This is a genomic window from Pseudoalteromonas apostichopi (assembly GCF_030297135.1).
Lineage (GTDB): Bacteria > Pseudomonadota > Gammaproteobacteria > Enterobacterales > Alteromonadaceae > Pseudoalteromonas > Pseudoalteromonas apostichopi.
This window is the reverse complement of sequence record NZ_AP028066.1, coordinates 566,167-591,398: the sequence shown is the minus strand read 5'-3', so window position 1 is coordinate 591,398 and position 25,232 is coordinate 566,167. Positions and strand designations below refer to the sequence as shown.

General features: G+C 38.5%; 22 protein-coding genes. 8 read left to right on the top strand and 14 right to left on the bottom strand.

Features of this window, described 5'->3' with window-relative positions; translation table 11 throughout:
* The first annotated feature begins 107 nt into the window (after window positions 1-107).
* Window positions 108-2,030, top strand: a complete 1,923-nt coding sequence (gene dnaK, locus QUE86_RS18645) for a molecular chaperone DnaK (RefSeq protein ID WP_130052405.1) — start codon at window positions 108-110, stop codon at window positions 2,028-2,030.
* 228 nt (window positions 2,031-2,258) lie between these two features.
* Window positions 2,259-3,398 (top strand): molecular chaperone DnaJ, encoded by a 1,140-nt coding sequence (gene dnaJ, locus QUE86_RS18640; protein WP_130052404.1) that lies wholly within the window; start codon window positions 2,259-2,261, stop codon window positions 3,396-3,398.
* A gap of 60 nt (window positions 3,399-3,458) precedes the next feature.
* Here dnaJ and QUE86_RS18635 read toward each other — a convergent pair whose 3' ends face one another.
* The 3 genes from QUE86_RS18635 to QUE86_RS18625 all read right to left on the bottom strand — a co-directional run bounded on the left by QUE86_RS18635 (window position 3,459) and on the right by QUE86_RS18625 (window position 5,251).
* Entirely contained in the window at window positions 3,459-4,589 is a 1,131-nt protein-coding gene (locus QUE86_RS18635) for an HlyD family secretion protein (protein ID WP_130052403.1), read from the bottom strand.
* A gap of 3 nt (window positions 4,590-4,592) precedes the next feature.
* Window positions 4,593-4,937, bottom strand: a complete 345-nt coding sequence (locus tag QUE86_RS18630; RefSeq protein ID WP_063703726.1) for a DUF3302 domain-containing protein — start codon at window positions 4,935-4,937, stop codon at window positions 4,593-4,595.
* Window positions 4,938-5,014: 77 nt separating this feature from the next.
* Window positions 5,015-5,251 (bottom strand): hypothetical protein, encoded by a 237-nt coding sequence (locus QUE86_RS18625; RefSeq protein WP_130052402.1) that lies wholly within the window; start codon window positions 5,249-5,251, stop codon window positions 5,015-5,017.
* A gap of 149 nt (window positions 5,252-5,400) precedes the next feature.
* On the opposite strand from QUE86_RS18625, the gene ybaK reads away from it, so the two are divergent.
* Entirely contained in the window at window positions 5,401-5,862 is a 462-nt protein-coding gene (ybaK, locus tag QUE86_RS18620; protein WP_250662113.1) for a Cys-tRNA(Pro) deacylase, read from the top strand.
* Here ybaK and QUE86_RS18615 read toward each other — a convergent pair.
* The 3 genes from QUE86_RS18615 to QUE86_RS18605 form a co-directional block, all read right to left on the bottom strand.
* Entirely contained in the window at window positions 5,859-7,115 is a 1,257-nt protein-coding gene (locus tag QUE86_RS18615) for a Y-family DNA polymerase (protein WP_130052400.1), read from the bottom strand. The two genes, ybaK and QUE86_RS18615, sit on opposite strands and share 4 nt — an antisense overlap.
* The gene (locus tag QUE86_RS18610) at window positions 7,103-7,516 is read right to left on the bottom strand and encodes a LexA family protein (RefSeq protein WP_130052399.1); all 414 of its coding nucleotides are present in this window, start codon (window positions 7,514-7,516) and stop codon (window positions 7,103-7,105) included. Before QUE86_RS18610 ends, QUE86_RS18615 begins: the two co-directional genes overlap by 13 nt.
* 63 nt (window positions 7,517-7,579) lie before the next feature.
* The gene (locus QUE86_RS18605) at window positions 7,580-8,014 is read right to left on the bottom strand and encodes a MarR family winged helix-turn-helix transcriptional regulator (RefSeq protein ID WP_286260526.1); all 435 of its coding nucleotides are present in this window, start codon (window positions 8,012-8,014) and stop codon (window positions 7,580-7,582) included.
* Between the two features lie 112 nt (window positions 8,015-8,126).
* On the opposite strand from QUE86_RS18605, the gene QUE86_RS18600 reads away from it, so the two are divergent.
* From QUE86_RS18600 to QUE86_RS18580, 5 genes are all read left to right on the top strand, one after another.
* The gene (locus tag QUE86_RS18600) at window positions 8,127-8,900 is read left to right on the top strand and encodes a siderophore-interacting protein (RefSeq protein ID WP_286260525.1); all 774 of its coding nucleotides are present in this window, start codon (window positions 8,127-8,129) and stop codon (window positions 8,898-8,900) included.
* A 67-nt stretch (window positions 8,901-8,967) separates the two neighbouring features.
* Complete coding sequence (locus tag QUE86_RS18595; protein ID WP_130052396.1) at window positions 8,968-9,963, top strand: LLM class flavin-dependent oxidoreductase; 996 nt, start codon at window positions 8,968-8,970, stop codon at window positions 9,961-9,963.
* Between the two features lie 182 nt (window positions 9,964-10,145).
* Window positions 10,146-11,102: a patatin-like phospholipase family protein gene (locus QUE86_RS18590; protein ID WP_130052395.1), complete on the top strand. Its 957-nt coding sequence runs from the start codon at window positions 10,146-10,148 to the stop codon at window positions 11,100-11,102.
* Window positions 11,103-11,223: 121 nt separating this feature from the next.
* Window positions 11,224-12,633 (top strand): alanine/glycine:cation symporter family protein, encoded by a 1,410-nt coding sequence (locus QUE86_RS18585; RefSeq protein ID WP_286260524.1) that lies wholly within the window; start codon window positions 11,224-11,226, stop codon window positions 12,631-12,633.
* Between the two features lie 27 nt (window positions 12,634-12,660).
* On the top strand, window positions 12,661-13,710 hold the full coding sequence (locus QUE86_RS18580; protein WP_130052393.1) for a patatin-like phospholipase family protein: 1,050 nt from the start codon (window positions 12,661-12,663) through the stop codon (window positions 13,708-13,710).
* 19 nt (window positions 13,711-13,729) lie between these two features.
* On the opposite strand, the gene QUE86_RS18575 is transcribed toward QUE86_RS18580, so the two are convergent.
* From QUE86_RS18575 to QUE86_RS18540, 8 genes are all read right to left on the bottom strand, one after another.
* Window positions 13,730-15,289, bottom strand: a complete 1,560-nt coding sequence (locus QUE86_RS18575; protein ID WP_286260523.1) for a methyl-accepting chemotaxis protein — start codon at window positions 15,287-15,289, stop codon at window positions 13,730-13,732.
* Window positions 15,290-15,498: 209 nt separating this feature from the next.
* Complete coding sequence (locus tag QUE86_RS18570; protein ID WP_286260522.1) at window positions 15,499-20,739, bottom strand: AAA family ATPase; 5,241 nt, start codon at window positions 20,737-20,739, stop codon at window positions 15,499-15,501.
* 163 nt (window positions 20,740-20,902) lie between these two features.
* Window positions 20,903-21,220: a hypothetical protein gene (locus QUE86_RS20085; protein ID WP_434784485.1), complete on the bottom strand. Its 318-nt coding sequence runs from the start codon at window positions 21,218-21,220 to the stop codon at window positions 20,903-20,905.
* A 421-nt stretch (window positions 21,221-21,641) separates the two neighbouring features.
* The gene (locus tag QUE86_RS18560) at window positions 21,642-22,346 is read right to left on the bottom strand and encodes a DUF4145 domain-containing protein (RefSeq protein WP_286260521.1); all 705 of its coding nucleotides are present in this window, start codon (window positions 22,344-22,346) and stop codon (window positions 21,642-21,644) included.
* A 36-nt stretch (window positions 22,347-22,382) separates the two neighbouring features.
* The gene (locus QUE86_RS18555) at window positions 22,383-22,904 is read right to left on the bottom strand and encodes a hypothetical protein (RefSeq protein ID WP_286260520.1); all 522 of its coding nucleotides are present in this window, start codon (window positions 22,902-22,904) and stop codon (window positions 22,383-22,385) included.
* Between the two features lie 4 nt (window positions 22,905-22,908).
* Window positions 22,909-23,319 (bottom strand): hypothetical protein, encoded by a 411-nt coding sequence (locus tag QUE86_RS18550; RefSeq protein ID WP_286260519.1) that lies wholly within the window; start codon window positions 23,317-23,319, stop codon window positions 22,909-22,911.
* 342 nt (window positions 23,320-23,661) lie between these two features.
* Window positions 23,662-24,876 (bottom strand): zonular occludens toxin domain-containing protein, encoded by a 1,215-nt coding sequence (locus tag QUE86_RS18545; RefSeq protein ID WP_286260518.1) that lies wholly within the window; start codon window positions 24,874-24,876, stop codon window positions 23,662-23,664.
* Window position 24,877: 1 nt separating this feature from the next.
* On the bottom strand, window positions 24,878-25,228 hold the full coding sequence (locus QUE86_RS18540; protein WP_286260517.1) for a hypothetical protein: 351 nt from the start codon (window positions 25,226-25,228) through the stop codon (window positions 24,878-24,880).
* Between the last annotated feature and the right edge of the window lie 4 nt (window positions 25,229-25,232).

The window sequence follows — 25,232 nt, the reverse complement described above, 5'->3', positions numbered from 1 at the left end:
TCAAAAAAAAGTATATTTTTTTCATTTTTACAGTTGAATTCAGTTTCCTGCACCCCTATTTACTAGTCATCGAACGTTTTAACGAATTTTGAAGTTGGAGAAGATTCATGGGTAGAATTATTGGAATCGATTTAGGTACTACTAACTCTTGTGTAGCAGTACTAGACGGTGATAAAGCACGTGTTATTGAAAACGCGGAAGGCGATCGCACAACACCATCGATCATTGCTTATACGCAAGACGGTGAAACATTAGTTGGTCAACCTGCAAAACGCCAAGCAGTAACGAACCCAACTAACACATTATTTGCAATCAAGCGTCTAATTGGTCGTCGTTTTGAAGACGAAGAAGTACAACGCGATATCGGTATCATGCCTTTTAAAATTGTAAAAGCTGATAACGGTGATGCATGGGTTGAAGCACGTGGCGAAAAACGTGCTGCACCACAAATTTCAGCAGAAGTGCTGAAAAAAATGAAGAAAACAGCAGAAGACTTCCTAGGTGAAGCGGTTACTGAGGCAGTAATCACAGTTCCTGCATACTTCAATGACTCACAACGTCAAGCTACTAAAGATGCTGGTCGTATCGCAGGTCTTGAAGTTAAACGTATCATCAATGAGCCAACAGCCGCTGCACTTGCATACGGTATGGACAAAAACAAAGGTGAAAACGTTGTTGCAGTATATGACTTAGGTGGTGGTACTTTCGATATCTCTATCATCGAAATCGACGAAGTTGAAGGTGAGCACACGTTTGAAGTTCTTGCAACTAATGGTGACACTCACTTAGGTGGTGAAGACTTTGATAACCGTGTTATCAACTACTTAGTTGAAGAGTTTAAGAAAGATCAAGGCATCGATCTTAAAAATGACCCACTTGCAATGCAACGTGTTAAAGAAGCTGCTGAAAAAGCGAAGATTGAACTTTCTTCTGCACAGCAAACAGAAGTTAACTTACCGTACGTGACTGCTGACGCAACTGGTCCTAAGCACATGAATGTTAAAGTTACTCGTGCAAAACTTGAGTCACTTGTTGAAGACTTAGTAACTAAGTCAATCGAGCCACTTAAGCGTGCACTAGCTGATGCTGATTTATCAGTAAGCGACGTAAATGACATCATCCTTGTTGGTGGTCAAACACGTATGCCTTTAGTACAAAAAACAGTTGCTGAGTTCTTTGGTAAAGAACCTCGTAAAGATGTTAACCCAGATGAAGCAGTTGCAGTAGGTGCAGCGATTCAAGGTGGTGTTCTAGCTGGTGACGTTAAAGACGTACTACTACTTGACGTATCTCCGTTATCACTAGGTATCGAGACTATGGGTCAAGTAATGACAGCATTAATTGAGAAAAACACGACGATTCCTACTAAGAAATCACAAGTTTTCTCAACAGCTGAAGACAATCAATCAGCGGTAACGATTCACGTACTACAAGGTGAGCGTAAGCGTGCAAGCGACAATAAATCTCTAGGTCAATTTAACCTAGAAGGTATTCGCCCAGCACAACGTGGTACACCTCAAATCGAAGTAACATTCGACGTAGATGCGGACGGTATCTTACATGTATCGGCTAAAGACAAAGATACAGGTAAAGAGCAGAAGATCACAATCCAAGCTTCTTCAGGTTTAAGCGATGAAGAAGTAGAAAAAATGGTTCGTGACGCTGAAGCGCACGCTGAAGAAGATAAGAAATTCGAAGAGCTAGTAGCGACTCGTAACCAAGCAGATGCAATGGTTCATGGCACACGCAAGCAAATCGAAGAAGCGGGTGATGCATTACCAGCAGAAGATAAAGAAGCAATTGAAGCTGCGCTTACTGAGCTAGAAGCTTCGATTAAGAGTGATAACAAAGAAGAGATTGAAGCGAAAACTCAAGCTCTAGCTGAAAAATCACAAAAGCTAATGGAAATTGCACAAGCTAAAGCACAGCAGCAACAAGGCGGTGCGGATGCTGGTGCACAGCAATCTTCTGCAAAACAAGACGACGATGTTGTTGATGCAGAGTTCGAAGAAGTGAAAGACGACAAGTAATTGCTTGTTTCGCTTCTGCCTAACGCAATAATGGCTGCTTTGTTTAGCCAATTAAGTTAGGATGAAATGATTGAGGCGCGCCAGCGATTTCGCTTGACGCGCCTTTTGCATGTATATAAACGGTAAATTGATAAGAGACCAATCTGCTTAGATTTAACTTAACACGATTGGTATGAATCGATTTATCTTACGCAGTGTAGCTGCAGTAAAAAGAGTAGTGTGATAGATATGTCAAAAAGCGATTATTATGAAGTTCTCGGCGTGAGCAAAGATGCCAGCGAACGAGACATAAAAAAAGCGTATAAGCGCTTAGCGATGAAATATCATCCAGACCGTACAGCAGGCGATAAAGACCTTGAAACTAAATTTAAGGAAGTAAAAGATGCCTACGAAGTACTGACTGATCCGCAAAAACGTCAGATGTATGACCAATACGGCCATGCAGCCTTTGAACAAGGTGGCGGCGGCCATGGCGGTGGCTTCGGCGGCGGTCAGGGTGATTTTGGCGATATTTTCGGTGATGTGTTTGGAGATATCTTTGGTGGCGGCGGTGGTCGTCGTCAATCTCGTCAACAACGTGGTTCAGACTTACGTTACAATATGGATTTAAGTCTTGAAGAAGCGGTTCGTGGTAAAGACGTTGAGATTAAAGTTCCAACATGGGTAAGCTGTAAGCCGTGTGATGGCAGTGGTGCAAAAGCAGGTTCTAAACCAAAAACGTGTACTACTTGTCATGGTGCAGGGCAAGTACAAATGCGCCAAGGTTTCTTCGCGGTTCAGCAAACCTGTCCTACGTGTCAAGGTACGGGTCAAATTATTTCTGATCCTTGTGACAGCTGTCATGGTCAAGGTCGTGTAGAAAAAACTAAGACCTTATCAGTGAAAATTCCAGCTGGTGTTGATACCGGTGATCGTATTCGTTTATCTGGCGAAGGTGAAGCGGGTATGCATGGTGCGCCTGCAGGTGATTTATATGTACAAGTGTCTGTGCGCGAACACCCTATTTTCCAACGTGACGGTAATAACCTGTATTGTGAAGTACCTATTGGCTTCACAACAGCTGCACTTGGTGGCGAAATTGAAGTGCCAACACTAGATGGTCGCGCAAAGCTGAAGATTCCATCAGAAAGCCAAACGGGCAAAATGTTCCGTATGCGTGGCAAAGGTGTGAAGTCGGTTCGCAGTGGCGCACAAGGTGATTTGATCTGTAAAGTAGTTATTGAAACACCGGTGAATTTAAACGAACGTCAACGTGAGTTACTTGAAGAGCTTGAGCAAAGCATGGGTAAAGATGGTTCTAAAAACCGTCCAAAAGAAAAAGGTTTCTTTGACGGTGTAAAGAAATTCTTCGATGACCTAACTAAGTAACTTCAGTTAGATAGTAAGAAGGCGCTAATTAGCGCCTTTTTTTATTGGTAATTGCCTACTTTAGTGATCTAAGAATAGGTAGTTTTGCCAACTTTTCATTCTGATCAACACTTTACGCATCACTGAGACATGTTCGAAGTGTTCAGAATAAACAGCTACCTCAGTGCTTGTTCCTTGTGGAAGATGGTACTGGCTCATATCATCTGTAATTTTTAAGGTGACAATAGCGCGGCCTTGACGGGCAAAAAATTCACTGCCCATAAGTGTGCCTTGTGCTTGTACTTGTCCCTCACCAATAGCGGGTAACACATCGATTACTTCGCCCGCAAATGTTTTACCAGGAATTGCTTTAAAGATAAAATCAGCTTTATAGCCTGGTTCAAGTCTTAATAGCGAATTTTGTCTAAACGCAGCTACATAAACAGTGTCTTCTTTGTGCACAAAAGTCATTACCGGCCGTAGTGGCATAGGGACCGCAATCATCCCAGGACGTAATGTAAGTTGTGTAACATAGCCATCGGTTGGTGCATGTACGCGGGTGCTATCTAAGTTAAATTGTGCTTGCTCTAAATTAGCGCGAGCAGCAGCGATTTTGGTTTGTTCGCCGTTTATTTCTGATTCAAATGCCAGCTTCTGACGTAATTCTTCTGCTTGTGCTGCTTCATAACTTGCCTTTGCTGCTAAGTATACACCTAATTTATTATCAACTTGGCCTTTTGAGTAAGCACCGCTTTTTGCGCCTTTTTCATATCGCTCGTATTCTTTCTTGCTGCGGTCATATTCAGCTTTAGCCATCAGAGCACTTGCTTGCGCTGATTTATAGGCCGCTTCCAAACCAAGAACTGACTGCTTTGCATCTTGTAAAGCCGCAATTGCTTGATTTAGTTTTGCTCGATACAAGGTGTCGTCTAGACGAAATAGTAAGTCACCTTTCTTAACTGGCTGATTTGGCTTCACTGCAACTTCTTCTACCGTGCCACGTACATTTGGTACAATCGGCGTTGTGACATAGGCACTGCTAGCCATATTTGAATGTGGGTGGTTATAGTTCATTAAAAGAATTAAAGCGCCAATCAGCACCACACCACCGAGTACTGCTGTGGGTACGGTCCATTTATTAAGCGGGATCTTAAAAACTTTAAATATGCCTATGCACAATGCGGTATATGTGAGTATTAATAACAAATCCATATTTTATTTCTCTTTATTATTCGATTGAGCATTAACCTGTGCTTGTAGTGCTGCGACTGTGGCTGTCAGACTAGCCACCTTCTCAGCTAAGTCTTCTTGTTCCTTTTGAATCTGGTTGAAGCCCCAACCGCGGTCATCACGCCATAATGTGGCCCAAACCCATAAAAATGGCCACAATACATGCAGTGTAAATAGGCTAACCCAGCCTGCATAATGGATGGCATCTTGATGAGGGTGATTACGTTTTTTCGCAATTTCGTAGGGAATATCGTGGATAGCGATTACACCATAAAATATTACAACCGTCACAAACACGAGCATGACTAGCGCAAAGTAGTCTAAAAACATGTACTTTCCTTTGTTTAACTTATAATCAATTTAATAATACGTGAAATTTATCTAATTCCTAGTCGGTATTTTCAGATTTAGTTAAGCACAACGTAGTAGTCTGTATCGGCAAGACAGCGACATAAAGTCACATCTTCTGAAAATGTTGTGCTTTGTATTTTACCTTTTTCTAAGCCAAGCGTATGGCATTTGCTTTGACAATTCATGTAGGCATTCCATGCGAGGTATTCGTTGCACACAAAATTAACTGCATACAAAAGGGTGAGTATGATGAATAATTGCTTGGCTAGATACAGCCCTGTGCGTCTAGACATACTTGTTACCTTGCCCAGGATTCATTATTCAAGTGTAGTTCAATTAGAGCCATTAAGTGCTTTTTGAAGTCGTTTTTCTATTGCCTTATGTTCCTTTTTCACGATATGTTTTATAAGTTACAGAAAATTAATCAGTTATAGGAAAATCAATGACGCCGGCTATAAACTTATTAAAAAAGAAAGGCATTAGTTTTGATGTGCTCAGCTATCAGCATGAGCCTTCACAACAACAGTTTGGCCTTGAAGCGGTTGAAAAATTGAATCTTCCTGCTGAGCAAGTATTTAAAACCTTAGTACTCGAAGATACAGAACATCAACTCTTAGTTGCTATTGTCCCTGTTAGTCAGCAAGTTAATTTGAAAATGTTGGCAAAGGCTGCGTGCGTTAAAAAAGTGCAAATGGCTCCACAACAGAAAGTCGAAAATACGACTGGTTATATTTTAGGTGGTGTAAGCCCACTTGGTCAGAAAAAACGTCTTGTGACCTATGTTCATGAATCTGCACAAGAATTTGATGTTATGTATGTGTCGGCTGGTAAACGTGGTTTAGAAATTGCCCTGTCTCCGCAGGATCTTTGCAGTTTACTTAATGCTAAATTTGCTAATTTTTAGCAATGTATTTTTGGTAGGTTATGCCACCGAGTTGTGTAGTGAGGCGATAGATACTCACGCTTCATATGCCAACGAGTTGTGGGTGTTTGGCTGGCTATCGCAAGCGTACCAACCCCATAACGAGCATTGATGTTATCAAGGCACTGCATCAGTTTAGGGTTATCGATAGGTGCTTGAAATAAATCTGGTTGCTGAAACATTTGACTTGATAACTCAAGTGCACCCACACCACATTTGTAAAATTGCACACCAGGCTTATAGAGGTGTTTAAATATCTCGCTGATGGCATTCGCAAACACGCAGCTATCAGCTGTGGCGACACTGAACTCATAAATATAAGATTTTTTATAATAGTCGTCTTGATGAGGCGAGCTGGCGACAAACAGTAATAAGCGTTTAGTTTGTGAGCCTTGCGTACGCAGCTTTCTTGCCACAATAGTGCCGTGATTGATCAGTGCAGTTTTTAGCGCTGTGGCATCAGTGATACGTTCCCCAAAACTGCGGGTCGAGAAAATCTCTTTTTTGTCTTGGCGCACTTCATCCCACGCTAAACAACTTTTACCACGTAACTCGTTCACTGTTCGCTCTAGGACTATACTGAACAAGCGTTTCATTTTTCGTGGCTCTTGCTCAGCTAAATCAAAAGCCGTATTTATATTTATTGCTTTAAGCTTTTTAGCTAAGCGTCTGCCAACTCCCCATACATCTTGTACATCCATCGCTTTTAAAATGGCTAACCGTGAAGGTTCCGAATCAATCACTGCAACGCCATCAAAGCCGGGTAGCTTTTTCGCTGCATGATTAGCCGCCTTAGCAAGGGTTGCTGTTGGGCCAAATCCAACACCGACTGGCAGCTTTGTTTCGCGCCACACGGTACGACGAATATCATGGCCATAACTATGCCAATCGTGAACAAAGCTGGTGAAACCTGTAAAGTTTAAAAATGACTCATCTATAGAGTATATATGTTGGTTATCGCAAAAGCGGCCAATTACATTCATCATCCGCTCGCTTAAATCGGCGTACAGCTCATAGTTAGATGAGCGGATCACTACTTGGTTATCTTCGAGTATTTTCTTTACTTGAAAATAAGGCTGAAACTTTGGAATAGCCAGCTTTCGTGCGATTGGACACACGGCACAAATACAGCCATCGTTATTGGTCAGTACAACGACAGGTTTACTGCGAATTGCTGGATCAAACACTTTTTCTGCGCTGGCATAAAAAGCTACGGCATCGACTAAGGCGTACATGATAATAACTCTTTACTACTGCGATGTAAGCGAATAGAGCGAGTGACCACGCCTTCTAGTTGAAATTCATCAGATTGACGTAGTTGCACTGCAGGGTATTTGGGCGATGCTGATAATAACTGTGCATTGTGTTTATCTAACAGTTTACAGACAAATAAACCATTTAGATTTGCCACAATTACATCGCCATTTTTAACGTCTTCGGCGCGATCAACCAGTAATAAGTCGCCATCAAAAATCCCCACACCTTGCATTGATTCGCCAGAAGCAATACCAATAAATGTTGCATCAGGGTGCTTAATCAATAGTTGATCTAATGATAAGCCTAGCTCTTTGTATTGTGCTGCCGGTGATTCAAAACCACACACGCCAGCTTCGATATAAATAGGAATAACACGCATAACAAAACCACTATACTGTATGTTTGTACAGTATAGTGGTTTGTGGTTATCTTGCCAATAAGATCACGGGGTGTTGTTATTGATATTTTCGATCATGGTTGTGGCAATAGCGATAAAATTACGTACTTGTTCATCAGTTAAACCTTGGCAAAGTTTGGCATCGACCTCTTGCTCTGCAACGTCTAAGCGCGAGAACAGGGCGTTACCTTGATCAGTAAACGATAAAATTAAACAGCGCTTGTCATTTTCGTCGGCACATTTATAGACCAGTTCAAGCTTTATAAGCTCTTTTACTAAGCGTGCTATTTGTGCTTTATCACGGCCTGTTTTGGCAACAATATCATTCGCGGTACAGTGCTGTGTTTGGGCAATAATATGTAAGCAGCGTACATGCAGAGCGTTAAGACCAAGCTCGTTGGCGTTAATTGCTTCTCGTACAGTGACACGATAACTTTGTGCCAGTGTAAATAAAGCAGAAGAAAGAGAAGTTTGTGACATGGCTTACCTAAATTATGCTAGTTGGTATTAGTTGACATAGTCAACTAAAAGCGTATAGTTGACTATATCAACTATTGGGGCGTTGTGCAATTTAACCAGCTAGGAGACCAACATGGCTAGAAAAGTTCGTCGTGCAACTGTATTAAGTACTACGCGTATTTCCCCGCATCTACAAAGAATTGTCGTTGGATCAGATGAGTTTGCCGATTTCCCGCAAGACGCAAAAGGTGCGTACGTAAAAGTACTGCTACCTCACTCGGGTGAATCTAAGGTTGAACTTGATCTACAAGCTAAGCGTCCTGCATTAATGCGCTCTTATACTATTCGCAATATTCATCCTGTTAACGGTGCAATTACCCTCGACTTTGTAGTTAACCAGCACATAGGCGTGGCAAGCAACTGGGCACAAAATGCGGTAGTAGGCGACGAGGTAGGTATTGCAGGACCTGGGCCTAAAAAACTCACCGACTTAACTCAAACACATTATCTAATGTTGGCTGATTTAACTTCAGTGAATGCAATAAATGGCTATTTACAAGTATTACCGAAAGACGCAATTGTTGATGTCATTATTCACGTTGCAGATAAAGCCGATATCATCGAGCTTGAGCAAATTAAAGCTAACACTCAGCACAGCATTAAATGGCTAGTTACAAAAAAGCCTGAAACAGAACTACTCGATCAAGTAATACGATTTTGTGCAGGATATAACACACAACCTATAGTATTTATGGCATTGGAAGCAAGCTTAGTAAAATCTGTGCGCCGCTTAATAACAAACCGCTTTGCTGTTGATCATGAGCATATTGTTGCATCAGCATATTGGAAGCGAGGTATTGATGCCGATGGCCTAAAGGTGGAAAAACAGCAACAAAGTCGTGCTTAATTAGCATTTGAAAAATAGTCATTCGCTCTCATTTACTAAATATAATGAGTTTAATTTTGGAGAGCGAATGTCTGACCTTACCAACACGCCTTTTTCATTGCTTGAGTTGAGCCCAATGAAAGAGCACGAAACAGTTTCGCAAACATTAGCTAATAGCGTTACTTATGCACAAACAGCTGACAGACTTGGCTTTAATCGGTTTTGGATGGCAGAGCACCACAATATGCGCGGTATTGTTTGCGCTGCAACCTCAGTACTGATTGGTCACATAGCAGGTAAAACCCAGAATATTCGCGTAGGTGCGGGGGGGGTGATGTTACCTAATCATCCACCGCTGGTGGTTGCTGAACAATTTGGTACTCTTGAAAGTTTATATCCCGGTCGAATTGATTTAGGGCTTGGCCGTGCTCCTGGCAGCGACCCAATTACCAGCCGTGCCTTGCGCCGAGACGAACAACGCGCTGAACACTTTAATGATGAAGTAACTGAGCTTCAAGGTTTGCTTGGCCCATACAAAGGTGATTCACCAGTACGTGCAATCCCAGGTGAAGACACGAATGTGCCTATCTGGTTACTTGGCTCAAGCCTTTATAGTGCACAATTAGCTGCTAAAAAAGGCTTACCATATGCATTTGCAGGACATTTTGCCCCGCGTTTTGTTGAAGATGCTATTGCATTATATCGCAGAGAGTTTCAACCATCCGAAGTGTTAGATAAGCCATACGTAATGCTGGGCTTACCTGTTGTAGCCGCTGACACAGATGAACAAGCACGATTTTTATCAACAACCGCGAAACAGCGCATTTTAGCACTTATGCGTGGTAAGCCGCTTTGGCTTAAAGAACCTGTAAAAAGCATGGATGGTTTATGGACAGCGCAAGAAAAAATGCAAGTAGAAAACTTTTTAGGACTTTCTGTCGTTGGTGATCAAGCGAGCGTTAAGCATAAGCTGAGTATGATTAAACAGACGCTACAGGTTGATGAGTTTATTTTTACTAATGACCTGTATGATTTGAGTGACAGACAACATGCGCTAGAAATATTAGCAGACATCATGAACTAATACAGTCAAACGAATGATGAGAAACATGATGCGTATAACGATTTATTATACGCATAAATTGGACTCTGACACTCATGCAATAAACGGTTTTATAGATTGAAACAATTTAATTATTCCGTTTTAAGGATTGAAATTAACTTTATACAATACATTTATAAACTATTACCCTAGGAAGGTGCACCGTGAAATCTCAAACAATTGCCGCAGTAGAACCCCAATCAAAAACAGCATTAATCGCTGAGGGTGGTGGGCAACGAGGGATTTTTACAGCAGGTGTGCTCGATGCATGGTTAGAAAACAATTACGATCCATTCGATTTATTCATTGGTACATCGGCAGGCTCACAAAATTTAACGAGTTATTTAGCGCGTCAAAAAGGCTATGCAAAACGTTTGATCAGAGGGCTTTCTCGTCATAAACGTTTTTTCCAACTTGGCCGTGGGCTGTTTGGTAAAAGCATTGTCGATCTTGATTGGTATTTTGATAAAACCAAAGAAGTAAACCGTGCCCTTGATTTTAAAACAGCAACGCAAAGCCTAGGCAATCGCGAACTATTGATCACAACTACTAATGCGGCTGACCGTAAACCTTATTACTTGAGCCCAAATGGTGAAGATATGCAATGGTTGGCACTGTTAAAAGCATCAAGCGCATTACCGTTTTTATATAAAGATGGGGTTAACTTAACTCCTTGGCTGACAACTAAAGCTGCGAACGATGCAATTATTCAGAGCTCTAATACTGATTTAGTTCATGATATGTATCTAGATGGTGGTTTAGCAGCTCCATTACCAGTAAAAGAAGCCTATAATCGGGGAGCCCGAGATATTGTGGTTATCCGCACTGTGGATGAAAACTTTCAAGTTCAGTCAGAGTGGATGAATAAGATAAAATCGATAGTACGTGTATCGGGTTATTGTCCTAAAACAATCGATTATTTAGTACAGCACGAACAAGCTTATCAAGATGAACTTGATTTTATTGCCAATCCTCCAAGTGATGCGCGGATCACGCAAATTTTTGCAGGCGATAAACTACGCAGTAAGCTACTTGGTAGTACAGACTATGATCTACGCTACGATCACAAATTGGGATTAGCGGCGGGTCGTGAATTTTTACAGCAACAACTGCTAAATTAGTCGGGCGTAAGTTCGGTTAATTAATCACATTGCCTACTTGAGATATTTGTAAATAGAGTTAAAGTGGTTAGCTATTCACTTTTTGTGATTTGTTATTCTATAAGAAAAATAAAGGCTTGCCATGTTTAACACTTTGGTATCGACAATCAATGGTCTTCTCTGGGGAGAAGGCCAAATTCTTATCTATATTCTTCTGTTTGCCGGAATCTGGTTTTCGGTGCGACTTAAAGCGATTCAATTGGTTAAATTTCGTCATATGTTTAGCCTATTAAAGACGAGTAGCAGCACAGATAAAAACTCAATCAGCTCGTTTCAAGCCTTATGTACTGGTCTTTCAGCCCGTGTTGGTACTGGTAACCTTGCTGGGGTTGCCGTTGCTATTTCATTAGGTGGCAGTGGAGCAATATTTTGGATGTGGGTGATTGCCATTTTGGGCATGGCCACAGGCTTTGCCGAAAGCGTACTTGGGCAAGTGTACAAAGTAAGAGATGCTAATGGCGAATTTAGGGGCGGGCCAGCTTATTATATTCAACAAGGGTTAGGTAGTAGGGCGCTTGCGGTGAGTTTTGCCTTTTGCTTGTTTCTTGGGTATGGCTTTACGTTCAGTGCTATGCAGACTAATACAATTACTGATGCTCTCAATTACGCATTTGAAATTCCAACATTGTATTCAGGTATTGTGATCACAATACTAGCAGGCTCAATTATTTTAGGTGGTTTTAAAGCGATCGCCCGCTTTGCTGAACGAATTGTGCCAGTAATGGGCATTTTATTTGTGCTATCCGCTATCATTATCACCTTGCTTAATATTGGTAAAGTGCCCGAGATGATTGAAGATATCTTACTTTCAGCCTTTGGCTTACAAGAAGCTGGAGCCGGGGCTATGGGCGCAGCAATAAAAAATGGCATTCAGCGTGGCCTATACTCTAATGAAGCTGGCGCCGGTAGTGTACCGCATGCATCAGGCTGCGCATCGCCAGTTCCGAATCATCCGGTCACTCAAGGCTATATTCAAATGCTTGGGGTGTTTTTTGACACCATTGTATTGTGTAGTTGTACTGCGGTAATTATTCTACTGGCTGATATTGATATAAGCGGCGAAATGGAAGGAATACGCTTAACTCAATCTGCAATGACGGCGCATATGGCTGCTGGTGGCATTTACTTTGTAGCGGCTGCAATTTGTTTATTTGCGTTTACTTCTGTGGTTGCAAATTATGCCTATGCAGAAAGTAACCTACATTTATTTAAGCTTGATAATAAACTTGGCCGTGGCATTTACACCTGTTTATATTTATCAATGATGATTTGGGGAGCTTCAGCAACTATTAAACAAGTGTGGGATCTGGCAGACATTGCTTTAGGTTTAATGACAGTGGTGAATGTAATCGCTATTATACGCTTAACGCCAACCATCTTATCTGTGACAAAAGACTATCATAGTCAACGTGAAGCAGGGCAAGAACCGAGCTTTGATTCTGAAAAAGTGCAGGTTCAAGGTCAAACAGAGCAAGGAATTTGGCGCAAATAATCTAAAACAATAACGAGCAAAGTAACCATGATAGATATTTACGCAGGGCCAAGTGCTGCAAAAGTTATTCAAGAGCAAGGCCTATCTGCCGATTTGTTTAATACCTTTTTAGGGGCAAGCGGCGGGCCAAAGTGGTTTACTTTATTTGGTCTGGATAAATATCTATTTGGTGAATTTTTTAAAGACCGTAGCACACCTTTAAACTTATTAGGGTCAAGCGCTGGCGCGTTTAGATCTGCCTGTTTTGCACAAAACGATCCTGTTGCTGCTATATCAAGATTAGCAAAGTCATATTCTGAAACACGTTATTCATCCAATAAAGCAAAGCCTGAAGAAATAACAACAAAAGCCCGAGAGTTGTTACGCTATGTGTTTGCCGAAAAAGGCATTCAAGAAATTATTAATAACCCAATTTTTAAAGCCCACTTTATAGTTGCAAAATCGAATGGATTTACAGCATCAGAAAACAAAGTAATGCAATTAATGGGTTTATCAAAAAGCTACTTACTAAACAGAATGAATAGACGTTTTTTAAGTAAGCAATACGAGCGTTATGTGTTTCAGCCTGCTGATAGTAAGTTATCATTTTCAGATAACAATACTTTTAATACCCATACTATAGAGTTAAACGAAGATAACTTGCCGGATGCTTTACTTGCTTCAGGCTCTATTCCATTAGTAATGCAAGGCATTAAAAATATAACAGGAACACCGCCTGGTATGTATCGCGATGGTGGTATCATCGATTATCACTTTGACTTAAATATACATAATGATGGGCTTATTCTATATCCACATTTTAATAGCAGCCCTAAAGCAGGGTGGTTTGACAAAAGCTTAAAGCGCGGTATAACCTCAAGTAACTATGATAAGGTGGTGATGATCACCCCATCAGCTGACTTTGTTGCTTCATTACCCTATGGCAAAATCCCTGATCGTAAGGATTTTACTGAGCTTGATGCAGATACACGGATAAAATATTGGCAGCAGGTATTCAAAGAAACCGAACGGCTAGCAGATGCTTTTGATGCAGTGTGTACTAAAACGCACACACCGAAAGTAAACCTTATCAATTAAAATAAAACATTGATAGCCGTTATTTAAACTGATTAATCAGCGCAGTCTGCTCAGTAACTTTACTGAGTAACGCTTCGCATAACTGCTGTGAAGTATGGCCAAGCTCAGTACATTTATGAGCAAAATCTTGTGCTGCGGTTAGGTTTGTAGCAATAACCTGACTCGCAGTTAGTTGCTCATTCATAGCATGAGCTATAATACTATTGAGCTCACTTAATTTTATTGATTGTGCTTTTATGTGGTCCAAACTATCACCGCTTTGATGTGCAAGCTCTACACTTTTAGCTGACAAGTTTAGCCCGTCTTTCATGGCAACTTGGGCTTCCTCTGAAGCATGAGTAAGTTGATTCAATACATTGTTTATCTCTTCTGTTGATTGTTGAGTCCTAGATGCCAGTGCACGTACTTCACCTGCAACAACCGCAAAACCTCGGCCATGATCACCCGCTCTGGCAGCTTCAATAGCCGCATTTAAGGCAAGTAAATTAGTTTGATCAGCAATAGCGTTTATTTCAGATAAAATTGCCACAATATGTTGGTTACCTTCTATTAAGTTTTCTAATTGGCTACTAGCTGTCTTAAGCTTTTTATCAAGCTCGCTGATTGAGTTTATGGTTTGCTTGACCGCAAGTGAGCCTTCTTCGGTTGCTTGATTAGACTTTTCGGCAGCTTGATTAGATTTTTTAGTACTTGAAGATAGTTCATTAATAGACGCGGTCATTTGTTCTGTTGCGACAACAATTTGAGAAACTTCATCCGTTTGTTTATTTAAAAGCTCAGTAACATTATGGCCGGACTCTGCACACTGCTGAGCATTTTGATTAACGCCCATGGTCACATCATTAACACGGCCAACGACAGCCTTTAATTTAGCTTGTTGCATCTCTAAAGCAAGATTTAAAAAACCAGAAAGATCATTGGTACCAGAATAGAGGTAAGCCATTAAAGGATTATCGTATACTTGTTTTGCTTTACTGATCAGCGCTAAGTATTTTTGACGCCAAAAATACATGAGCCCATTAGCTGATGCTAAGAGGAGTACAAGTAAACAGTTAAAAATATCGAATCTAGAACTAAATACGCCAGCCAGCGAACCTAAAAAACTAATGAGTAATAGGGCACTTATGTAAAGAGTGGCATCGAACTTTGCCGCAGTAGCATGGGATTTTTGATTATCGTTTATTTTAGCGTATTCCGCTGTTGCTCTTTGTACAACATCATCGCTTTGCTTGGTTCTTACAGATTGAAACTCAACAGTACGACCACTTTTATCTTTAATTGGTGTTACAAAGGCATTCACCCAATAGTAATTACCATTTTTACAACGATTTTTAACTGGCCCCATCCAAGATTGACCATTTTTAAGGTGTGTCCATAAATCAGCAAAAGCAAGTTTTGGCATGTCTGAGTGGCGAACGAGGTTATGAGGCTTACCCTCCATTTCATCAAGTGTATAGCCAGCTATCTTACAAAATTCATCATTGGCATAAGTAATAAAGCTTTGTAAATCTGTAGTCGATAATAGGATGTCAGATTCAGAAAATTTAACTTCGGTATCGGTTTTAATTCTATGTTTCACGTCAAAATCATCCAAGTACAGCTTTGGTTTCAGAAAGTTAAATTAGCGTTTAACAAAACAACCTAAAATCAAAAAGAAAGTTAGTGCTAAATTAGCTACTAATGTTTATAAACAATTTAGCGATAAATTCATGAAAAAAAACTAAGAAAATTCCGGTTTTATGTTACAAAAGTTAATATTATTTAACTAAGAAAAGTTAGGAAGATGGGTTAAAGGTTAGATAAAATTGTAAATTTAGTACCATTTCCAACCTCAGAGTGACAGCTGATTGTACCTTTTAGCTTCTGAACGATAAGATTATAAACAATATTCATTCCAAGGCCACTACCGCCAGCCCCACGTTTAGTCGTGTAGAAAGGTTCAAATATCTTACTTTGTACTTCTTTAGTCATGCCTTTGCCATTATCTTGAAAATCAACTCTAAGTTTTGAGCCTTCAAGCTCTGCAGTAATCGTTATCTGACCTTCTTGTGTATCTTCAAAGCCATGTATTAAAGAATTTAAAATAAGATTGGTGAATATATGCGCGATAACACCAGGGTCAACCTTAATCACTAAGTCATCGCTACAATCAATTTGGATAGTATGATGACCCTTTTTAAGAGCTGGAGATAAACTGCTCACTAAATCTGTTAAATATTCTTTTAGATTGATTTCACGCTCTTCATCGTTACTCGTATCAACAGCGACTAGTTTAAAGTTAGCGACAAGTTCGGCAGCTCTATTTAAATTACGGTAAACAATAGAACCTGCTTGGTTAATATTTGCAATACTAGAGACAAATTCTTTACGCGTGAGTGTTTGTGCTTCAAATGCAACGCGTAGCTGTTCTATTAATTCAAGCAGATTTGAAGAGGCTGTCACACTGACACCTAAAGGGGTATTAAGTTCATGGGCAACACCTGCAACTAAGCGACCTAGTGAAGCCATTTTTTCTGATTCGACTAAATGATTTTGCGTTTGTTTTAATTGCTTTAGTGATTCTTCTAAATCATTAGTTCGGGCAACAACCTTTTCTTCCATTTGGCTGTAAAGGACTGAATTTTCGATTGAGATTGCCATTTGACCAATCAATAAATTAAGCATATCTAAATGGTTTTGGCCAAAGGCATCAGTAGTGAGTTCATTCTCTAAGTAGACAATGCTGTTGATTCGATTCTTGTAGATAAGTGGTAAGCATAAAATAGATTTTGGTTGATGCTTCTCAATGTAAGGGTCGTTGGTGAAAACCGAATCGACAGACACATTACCAATTAAAGCCATACTTTGTGTTCGAATCACATACCGGATAACACTGGCAGGTATATCAGTAGATTTAGAGTAAGGTAAAGGTTCAAACTGGAAATTTGGCTCATTCAAAATACCAATATTTTCTACCCACCATTTTGAATTTTTCTTAAGTAACAAAGCAACTTTTGAGGCACCAGAAAACTCCATAACAATGGCAATTAATTTATTCATTAATTTATCTATAACCATTTCTTCTGAAAGTACATTAGCTGCCTGCATCATGGAATTAAGCGCAATTGAACTAGTCGACACTTCTATCGATGAATTACTGGTTAAAACAGGTATCTCATCGTTTGGTAATGATGAGTTTGCCGCCTTAACATTGACTGATAAATGATTATAAATAGTCTGAGAAATTTGCAGGTGGTGCATGACATATTCAAGTTTACTTTGCTTCACTAGGTAATTTGCGAGTAACTCATTTGCTAATGCCTCAATTAGTTTGTAATCGGCAGCTTTAGCAAGCTCGATTGCTTGATGGTAAAGATCAAATACCTCATAGAAAGGTTGGTTATTCAAACTTGCTAATTCAGCCTCTATCAATTTTACCTTATGAAGGAAGTTATCTTCACAAGAGTCACTCCAAGTTTTCAAGCGTTCAAACATGTGCTTAAACATATCCTGATATTTACTAGAACCTAAATAAGTTTCTGGTTTAGCGAGCAGAACTAAACATGAATAAAAAAAGGCTTCAGGTGTTTTTATTTGTCCTGGCACACCCATTGGGATGATATGAATATGCTCTATAATTGCTAGAGCTTCGTCATATAGGCCAATTAAATAGAGCGCTCTGATTTTTGCATAGTAATACCAAGCTTGAATAATCGGTGAGTCTTTGGCATAAAGTTGGTGTTCCTGTTCATTAAAAACATCACAGTTAAAGCTATTATGGCTATCACATTTATCCATTAAGTGCAGTAATGGTACATATGCGCCAGGTATAAAAAAGCTTTTAGTTGATTCTTCATTTTTTTCTTTTAAAAAACTTAAGTACTTATTGGCCTCAGTTAAAACATCAGTGAAGGGCAGGCCTTCTATTATTAAGTTTGAAATAATATTAACTGCTGCATAGCTAGCGTATGTCCAATCACCAGCCTGACAACTGAATTGATAGCTTTGCCGAAAACTTTTGGTAGAAAAGGAAAGGTGATTACTCCAATGACAAATCGTTAAGCCGTACATAAAGTACACTTTGCCGCGTAACGCTAGGTTTGGGTAGTTATCAGCGATTTTTAGTGCAACTTTGCCAAATTCATCCGCTTTTTTGAATTCATTTAGCCTATTAACACAAACAAAACCATAAAGAATATAAGCAAAGGCAGATTGTTCACACCTACCATGCTCAAGGCAAAGGCTACACATTTTTACCGATGCCCATTGAACAACATCCTCATCAGATAATAAATATGCGGTGATCCAAAGGCTGGTCAGAATATCGAGTAATAATAAAATTTGTTCATCTTCTAAGTCATTAGAATCATAGAGACTATCAATAGAGTGCTGTGCAAGGTATGTATCTATTAGCGTGATTTCGTTAACGATTTGAGCATCTAAATTCTCTAACTCAGAAGGCGGGGCTAAATTTAATACTTTTAACGCTAGATATTGTGTATCTAGTGCTTCTTGATAGAGTCCTTGTTGGTGGAAATCATCCATTTTCACCAGCAGTACGCGCGCATGATCTAAAGCTGTATGTTTGTATTTTAGTAATAGACTATAAAATTCATCGGATTCATTATATTTATTTAAAATACAATTAACTTTACATAACAACAGTAAGGTTTCAAACGTTACACTATAGTTAACTTTAAAATGTTCTATCTTTAATAACCTCTTAGTAAAGCTAAGATAATTATAAGAGGAGCTATAAGCCGCCGAGTCAAACGCTTTTTTTGCGGCTAAATAATTAATTTCAATAACTTGCTTTATTTCAAGAGGGTTACATATAAGCTCTATTGCTTTATTAAATTGGTTTGCTAGATCAAATAAGCTTTTATCTAGAATGTTATTGTTAAGTGCATACTGATAAAGCAGTCTGGCAATATTAATATGAACTTGCTGACGCTCATTTTCAGGAATGAGTGAGTAGGCGGCTTGCTGCACACGGTCATGTAAAAATTTTAATTGCACATTTTCATTAACGGCCACTTGTGAAGGAATGACATGTGAAATAGATTGCGGAGTTAATATAAGTTCTCTATCAATAGCAGGGATCAAATTATTAATTATCTGCTTGGCTGTGTATTGATTATCAGAAAGCGCTACCAACATATTAGTGTCGAATGTATTACTAACACTTGCAGCATACTTAAGTAAATCACAGGCATGATCTGGTAGCTCATTAATTTTACCTGCCATAAAATCAACAACATTATCGGTGATGTTTTCTGCCAAAATAGTTTCTTTATCCCAGCACCAACAATCTTTTTCTAGGTTGTGATATAGCAGACCTTTCTCATACAACTCTGTCGTAAATTGTAAAACAAAAAAGGGGTTTCCTAATGTCTTCTTGAATATGAGTTCACTTAAAGGAAGACATTCTATTTCAGGGGTATTTATTGTGTCACTGATTAGAGTATTTATTACATCTTGTGGTAAGTTATTCAAAAAAGCCTGGTTTACAGGTACATTTTTATCTTTAATTTCGGTAATGAATTTAGTGAATGGGTGTTGGTAATCAACCTCATTATCTCGAAATGCTTGTATTATTAATAAATGATGTAATTGTAAATTATCAAATAAAGATGCTAATAACTCTAAAGATGCTAAGTCAGCCCATTGCATATCATCTAAAAATAAAATGAAAGGGCGGTTTCTACTACAAATGGCAGTCATAAGGCTTAGAAATAAACTGTGTAACAGACTTTTATCTATATTTTTTTTCTGTATATCTATATCTTTAATTTTCAGAATTAGGTTTAAGTCAGAGATTATGTTACACAAATATACTGCTTTATCAGTGAGGTGGTTGTTAAAAATATCACGCCAAAGAATTAATTCATCATTAGGTTCTGTTAAAATGTAACGACAAAATTTATTTAAGGCATCAGTGATGGCAGAATAAGGGATATTTCTCTGATACTGATCATACTTACCAAAACTAAAATATCCATACTCTCCAGTCATTGGTTTATAGACTTCTTTCACCAGAGCAGACTTTCCGACACCAGAATAACCAGATACTAAAAATATTTCACAACTACCTTGGGCGACACGCTCAAAAGACTGCAATAAATCACCTATTTCTTTTTTACGACCATATAACTTCTGCGGAATATTAAATTGCTCTGATGCTGAGAAGTTTACATTTGGTAATTCAAAATTAGTGAGTGATGGATCATTCTCAAACCGAGCTGAAATTAGTTGCAAATCTTTTGCTAACCCCCAAGCTGATTGATAACGATCTTCTGCATTTTTTTGAAGTAGCTTACTAATAACATCAGCAATAACTTTTGGAATGTTTGTATTAATTTTATTAACTGGCACAACTTTTTTAGCTATATGACAGTGCACAAGTGCTAGTTGATCCTGTTCACTAAAAGGAGGTTTACTAGTTAGCATTTCATAAAAACTGGCGCCTAAAGAATAAAGATCACTGCGGCAATCTATTTTTCGATTAATACGCCCGGTTTGTTCTGGTGATAAATAAGCGAGGGTACCCTCTAAAACTGCCGGGCTAGTTAAGTTTTGTGAAGACTTCGAAAGAGAGGTCGCAATATGTAAACCAAATAATTTAAAGCTAAATAAATCATCACTAATCAAAATGTGATGGGGGTTAATATCTTTATGAATTAATTTTTTAGAGTGCAAATAATTGACCGTTTCTGAGAGCTTAACAGCTAATGGCAGAAAATCATTTACCGAAATAGTCGCTTTTTGTAAAAGTTTAGAAAGAAGCTTGGCAGGAAAATATTCATAAATGATGGCTGTACAGTCATCTTCGTTAATGAAATTAATAGGTTTTAAAATATTAGGATGGTCTAATTTATCTGAAAATGCATGCTCAAGTAAAAGCTTGTTTATTGTATCTTTGTCTCTACTTACTTCTTTTAGTGACTTTATAAGGACCAAGTCACCATTTTTTAGTGACTTAGCGCTATGAAGTAAGAAGTAACCACTATTGTCGATACAATCAACTAAACTATATCCTGGAACCGGCAAGAGAACTCCTTACTAAAAAAGATACAAGCTACTATATAGCTACTACTAATTTAGTATAGTCAAAACTTACCTATCTTCCATCTTATTTATTAGGCTGATTCATTTGTTAAATCAACATATTAGTTTATATAAAACAACTAGTTCACATAAAGTTTTATACAATCTAATCACGTAATATGAAATCACTCTGGCAGGGGGCTTCACCAGGGCTTTGATCTAACTTTGTATTAGGGCAGTTTTTAGTAAAAAATAGCGCTTCTTCTAGTGAGTTCATTTGGCTGCAGTATTGTCGGCCATCACACTCATATTTTGTCTTCTCGTAATCAGAAATTGTGATGTCACGATTATGGCTGTACTTTGATTTTACAGGATCAATAATTTTTATTTTTATCGCTTCCTTCGGTGAGATACCACCATAATTCACCGCATAATGATCCCATGCAAAATAGCCAATGATGATAATTAGAAAAAATTTCCTCATTATAAATCCTTGTTATTATTGTTTAGACTAAAGTGAAGAGCGAATAGGCTTTGAGGCAGTAAGCCATATGTACAATACAGTAGCCGTACTATAATAAGGTGAAGAGATAATACTAAGTAAAATTAGAGGCTTATAAGTTAAATGTGAAATTTCTGATAGGTTAGATAAATCTAAAGTTTGAACTTAATAGATGTTCCGAGTATTTAATTATTAGAAATACTGTCTTTGTAAAACAAACTGAAGGTATCTTCTTAAGATATGAAATGTTAGGGCTTACAGGTAAACCTATTAAATACTACCCATAAATTACGGTACGTAATAATGAAGAAAAGGGCGAAAAGCCCTTTTTTATTAGTTGGTTAGAGATGCTGTCAGAAATGACAGTTTGTCTGGGTAAAGTTGATAAAAATTAAAATCAAACTTAATCAGTTGAATTATCTGAACCCTCTGAAGGTGATCTGCCACAAGATTTTAAAATTTCTAAAACAGTAGGTCTATCATCGTAAAAATCTTCTAAGATTCTCTGGCAGTAATTCCATGAAGCTTCAACTTCAGAAAGCTCGATCTGAACCCAATCGTCATGTAATACATCATTTCCAAGTACACGGATTTCAGAATGTGCTTTAATCTTTCTAGCTGTTGTAATAACACCATCTGCAGCTGCATTTTCAATTTGAGCATATAAACTTTCTTTAGAAGTTTTGTATCCATTATCCCGCATTGTTTTATCTAAAACAGAACGGAACAAACCTGATGCAGCACGATAACATTGATTACTCAAACATTTTTCTGCTTCTCTAAATTCATTTACTATTCCTAGTGGTACTGAATCAGGTAACTTTAAAGCTCTAACTGGTGAAGGAAAAAATGATATAAGTTTAAGAATACAGCCCGGGAACTCTACATATTCTTCTCTTACTTGAATACACGCTAAAGCACCTTTCTTACAACCTGCACAAACATAAAGTCGATAGGTAAGAAAGGTTCTAGAAATACTGCTTTTATTTTCAATACTTACTGAACCAAATTCATCTCCATTAACATCACGCCAAAAAAAAGTACTTTTAGAGCCAGAGCAGCCCTCACAATAGGCAGTTATACTGCCTGTTACAGTATCAATGTGCATATTCATTCCCTTTTGTAATTTTTAATTAAATATAAGTTATACGTTTTCCAAAATGCTATTTTTCAATGCTTTTCTTAAGTTGTTTATTCTCTCTGATAACTCATTGACTTCAAAATGTATTTGATCGATAAACTCGTTATCACTTAATTGACTACGATACTTTGGCATTAAAGCCAAATCGTATCTTGTGACTAAATAAGACTCTTTATTAATTGCAGATGATAGATCCTGCTGAATATCTGAAAAATAAAGTGACACTAAAGTATTCATCCTTGCATAATCTGACTTACTACTAATAATCAAATTTTCATTAATAAATGATCTATACTCATTAAAAATATTGTCGCTCCAGTTGCTTAAAAGCATGTAAAGCTCTTCACCTTTTAAAATATATAAATCTTTTTTATTAATTTTTTCTTGATGGTCATGTTCATATTTCAACCTTTTGTAGTGCTGACTATTTGTTTGAAAAACACCTAGCAAAGTTATAAGAGAACCTATAATCACTGGCGTAGGCCAAGCATTGAGAATTTCTTGAACTAAAGTTGCATCTTGCATTAAATCAACTACCTGTTTTTCTGGCTATTTTACCTACAATATCTAGTAATTGCTCTTGAAGATCAAATAAACATTTATCTTGTTCTTTCGACTCAGATTTAAGCTTTTTATACATGGTTTCATGCTCTTTAGCTGACCATTTATAGCGGTGTACAAATTGCACGTCTGATGGTTTTACTTTACCCCAAGGCGTAGTCATTACGTTGTTGTGATATGAAATGCTGCATTCTGCCCACGGGCCAGTGTCAGGCAAATAGCCGCGATACATTATCCAAAGTAACTTTTCGACTGGTTTACTGGCTTTGTTGGCTTTTACATACCTCCTTACTTGGCGCTCACTTACTCCGAGTTCTTTAGCTCCTTTTGCGTAGTCATATCCGAATAGCGTAACGAACTGCAATTTAAAGTTGCTCATTGTGATTTACTCCTTTTTGTTAAAATCACAATGCACACTCGGTTTCGGTATAAGTGGTTTCGCTCCCCCCCTATTAGTTTTTGAGGGGAGAGTGTTTCTCTTTGCTGCTGTGCCGTCCTTAACTCAGCTTGGTTTATCAGAAGGCAATCAACTTTTTTTGAAAACAAACAAGGACAGTGAGTGCGTGTAGCAGTGTCACTGAATTGATACCCGACCATAATAAAATGTATCAAAAATGGAAACGGTTTCTCGATGAAATGTGAATTTTCTGGAATGTATGACATGGCTTCGCCATGCCGCCAAGCCCAAGTCAGCCGCGGCAAGCGCTGGCGTGACTTTGGGCTAATTGGCGGCTATAAGGTCTTGTTGTACTGGTGATGAATCAACTGGTTTTGCCGCTGAGAATGAATCTACCCGATAAGGTAAGCAATGAATCGTATATTCGCTATCCATATACTTTAATTTTGCTGTACAAGCAGATACAACATTTACGACGGCATCTATTGAGCTTGGGTAAAATGGGTTGCCATCTTTCTCAAAGCAGTAAGTCGAGTTTTGACGGTTTGAAATGACTGAGCATGTAATATAGACCCCATCTAAAATAGGTGGTAATTCAGTGGTTACAGTACTTGAAGGGCTTGTATTTTGCTTTGTCTCGCTTGATATTGTTTGTTGTTGAGTTTCAGAGCCGAACGGGTAAAACAAATACGTTAAATAGCCGACTAACGCAAACAAGGCTACCTTATGCCATTTTTTTAATATTGGGTCTTGGTTCTTTTGATCCTTTTTTTGTTGAACAACTTCTTTAACTTTATCACTCACGAGATACCATTTTTTAAGTTGTTCAGTTGGCACCATTGAATACATAGCGCGCATATCAACTAAACGGCCGTCTTTAGCTGTCATCACATCAGGTAAAAATTTCTGTGCAGTGTTATACCAGGCATGTGTCCAATCTTTAATATAGAACTGATAACCGTGAGCTTTACGCGATTTAGACTTACCATCATAAAAACGAGCAACCGAAAATTTAGGGATATGAAGGGCTGAGAATAGACGTTGCACAACAGAGTTAATAAAGCCAAAACCAAAGTAATTAACACCCGACTTAACAGACACTAATTGGTCAATAGTGGTATCTCTTAGTTGTTTATCAACCCCCTCAAAGTCTTGGCCAATAAGAACTAAATCCCAGCCATACTTACCCATTTGAACAAACCAAGAAACGATAGCTAAGCGGTCTTTATCTTTAAAAGAACGTGAGTTCAAATGTGTTAATAATTCATCTATCACCACTAAACCATTTTTAGATTCATCGTAATTTCTGTCATCTTGCTCTAGTTCTGGGTAGCCGATACCAAGCGCGTGTAAATCTTCACTGCGTGGGTGGTCAGGTAATCTAATTACATGCGGATTTTGAACGGGCATTTTATCGAGAAATAAATCAAGATTTGTAGCAACTTTACGACCACGTTTTAAGTAGTCATTAATTAAGTCGACTGCATATTTTGTTTTGCCAGAGCGTTTAACGCCTTCTATAAATTTACCTGATGCCATATTATTGAGCCTTCATTTTTGTACGCAATACGCCAAAAGCAAAGTAAAGCGTCATTTGCGCAACTTTAGCGCCGACAACAATAGAAGCGCATGTAATTGCGTTATTAGGTATAAGTGATAACCCAGCTTGAGAAAATGAATTTGTTGGCAGTGAGGACAACAAAATTGCAAACTGGGAGTTAGCAGAATTAATGAAAATAAGCATCGCGCCAGAGTAAGCAGCTAAAAAAATACCCGCTATTAATGTTCTTGCTGTATAGCGACGAACTAAGAATTTAATTAACTCTGCTATGCCTGTAGCTATCGCCGTTAAAATTGCGGGAATAGCTACAATTGCCAAAGGACCAGGCATAATA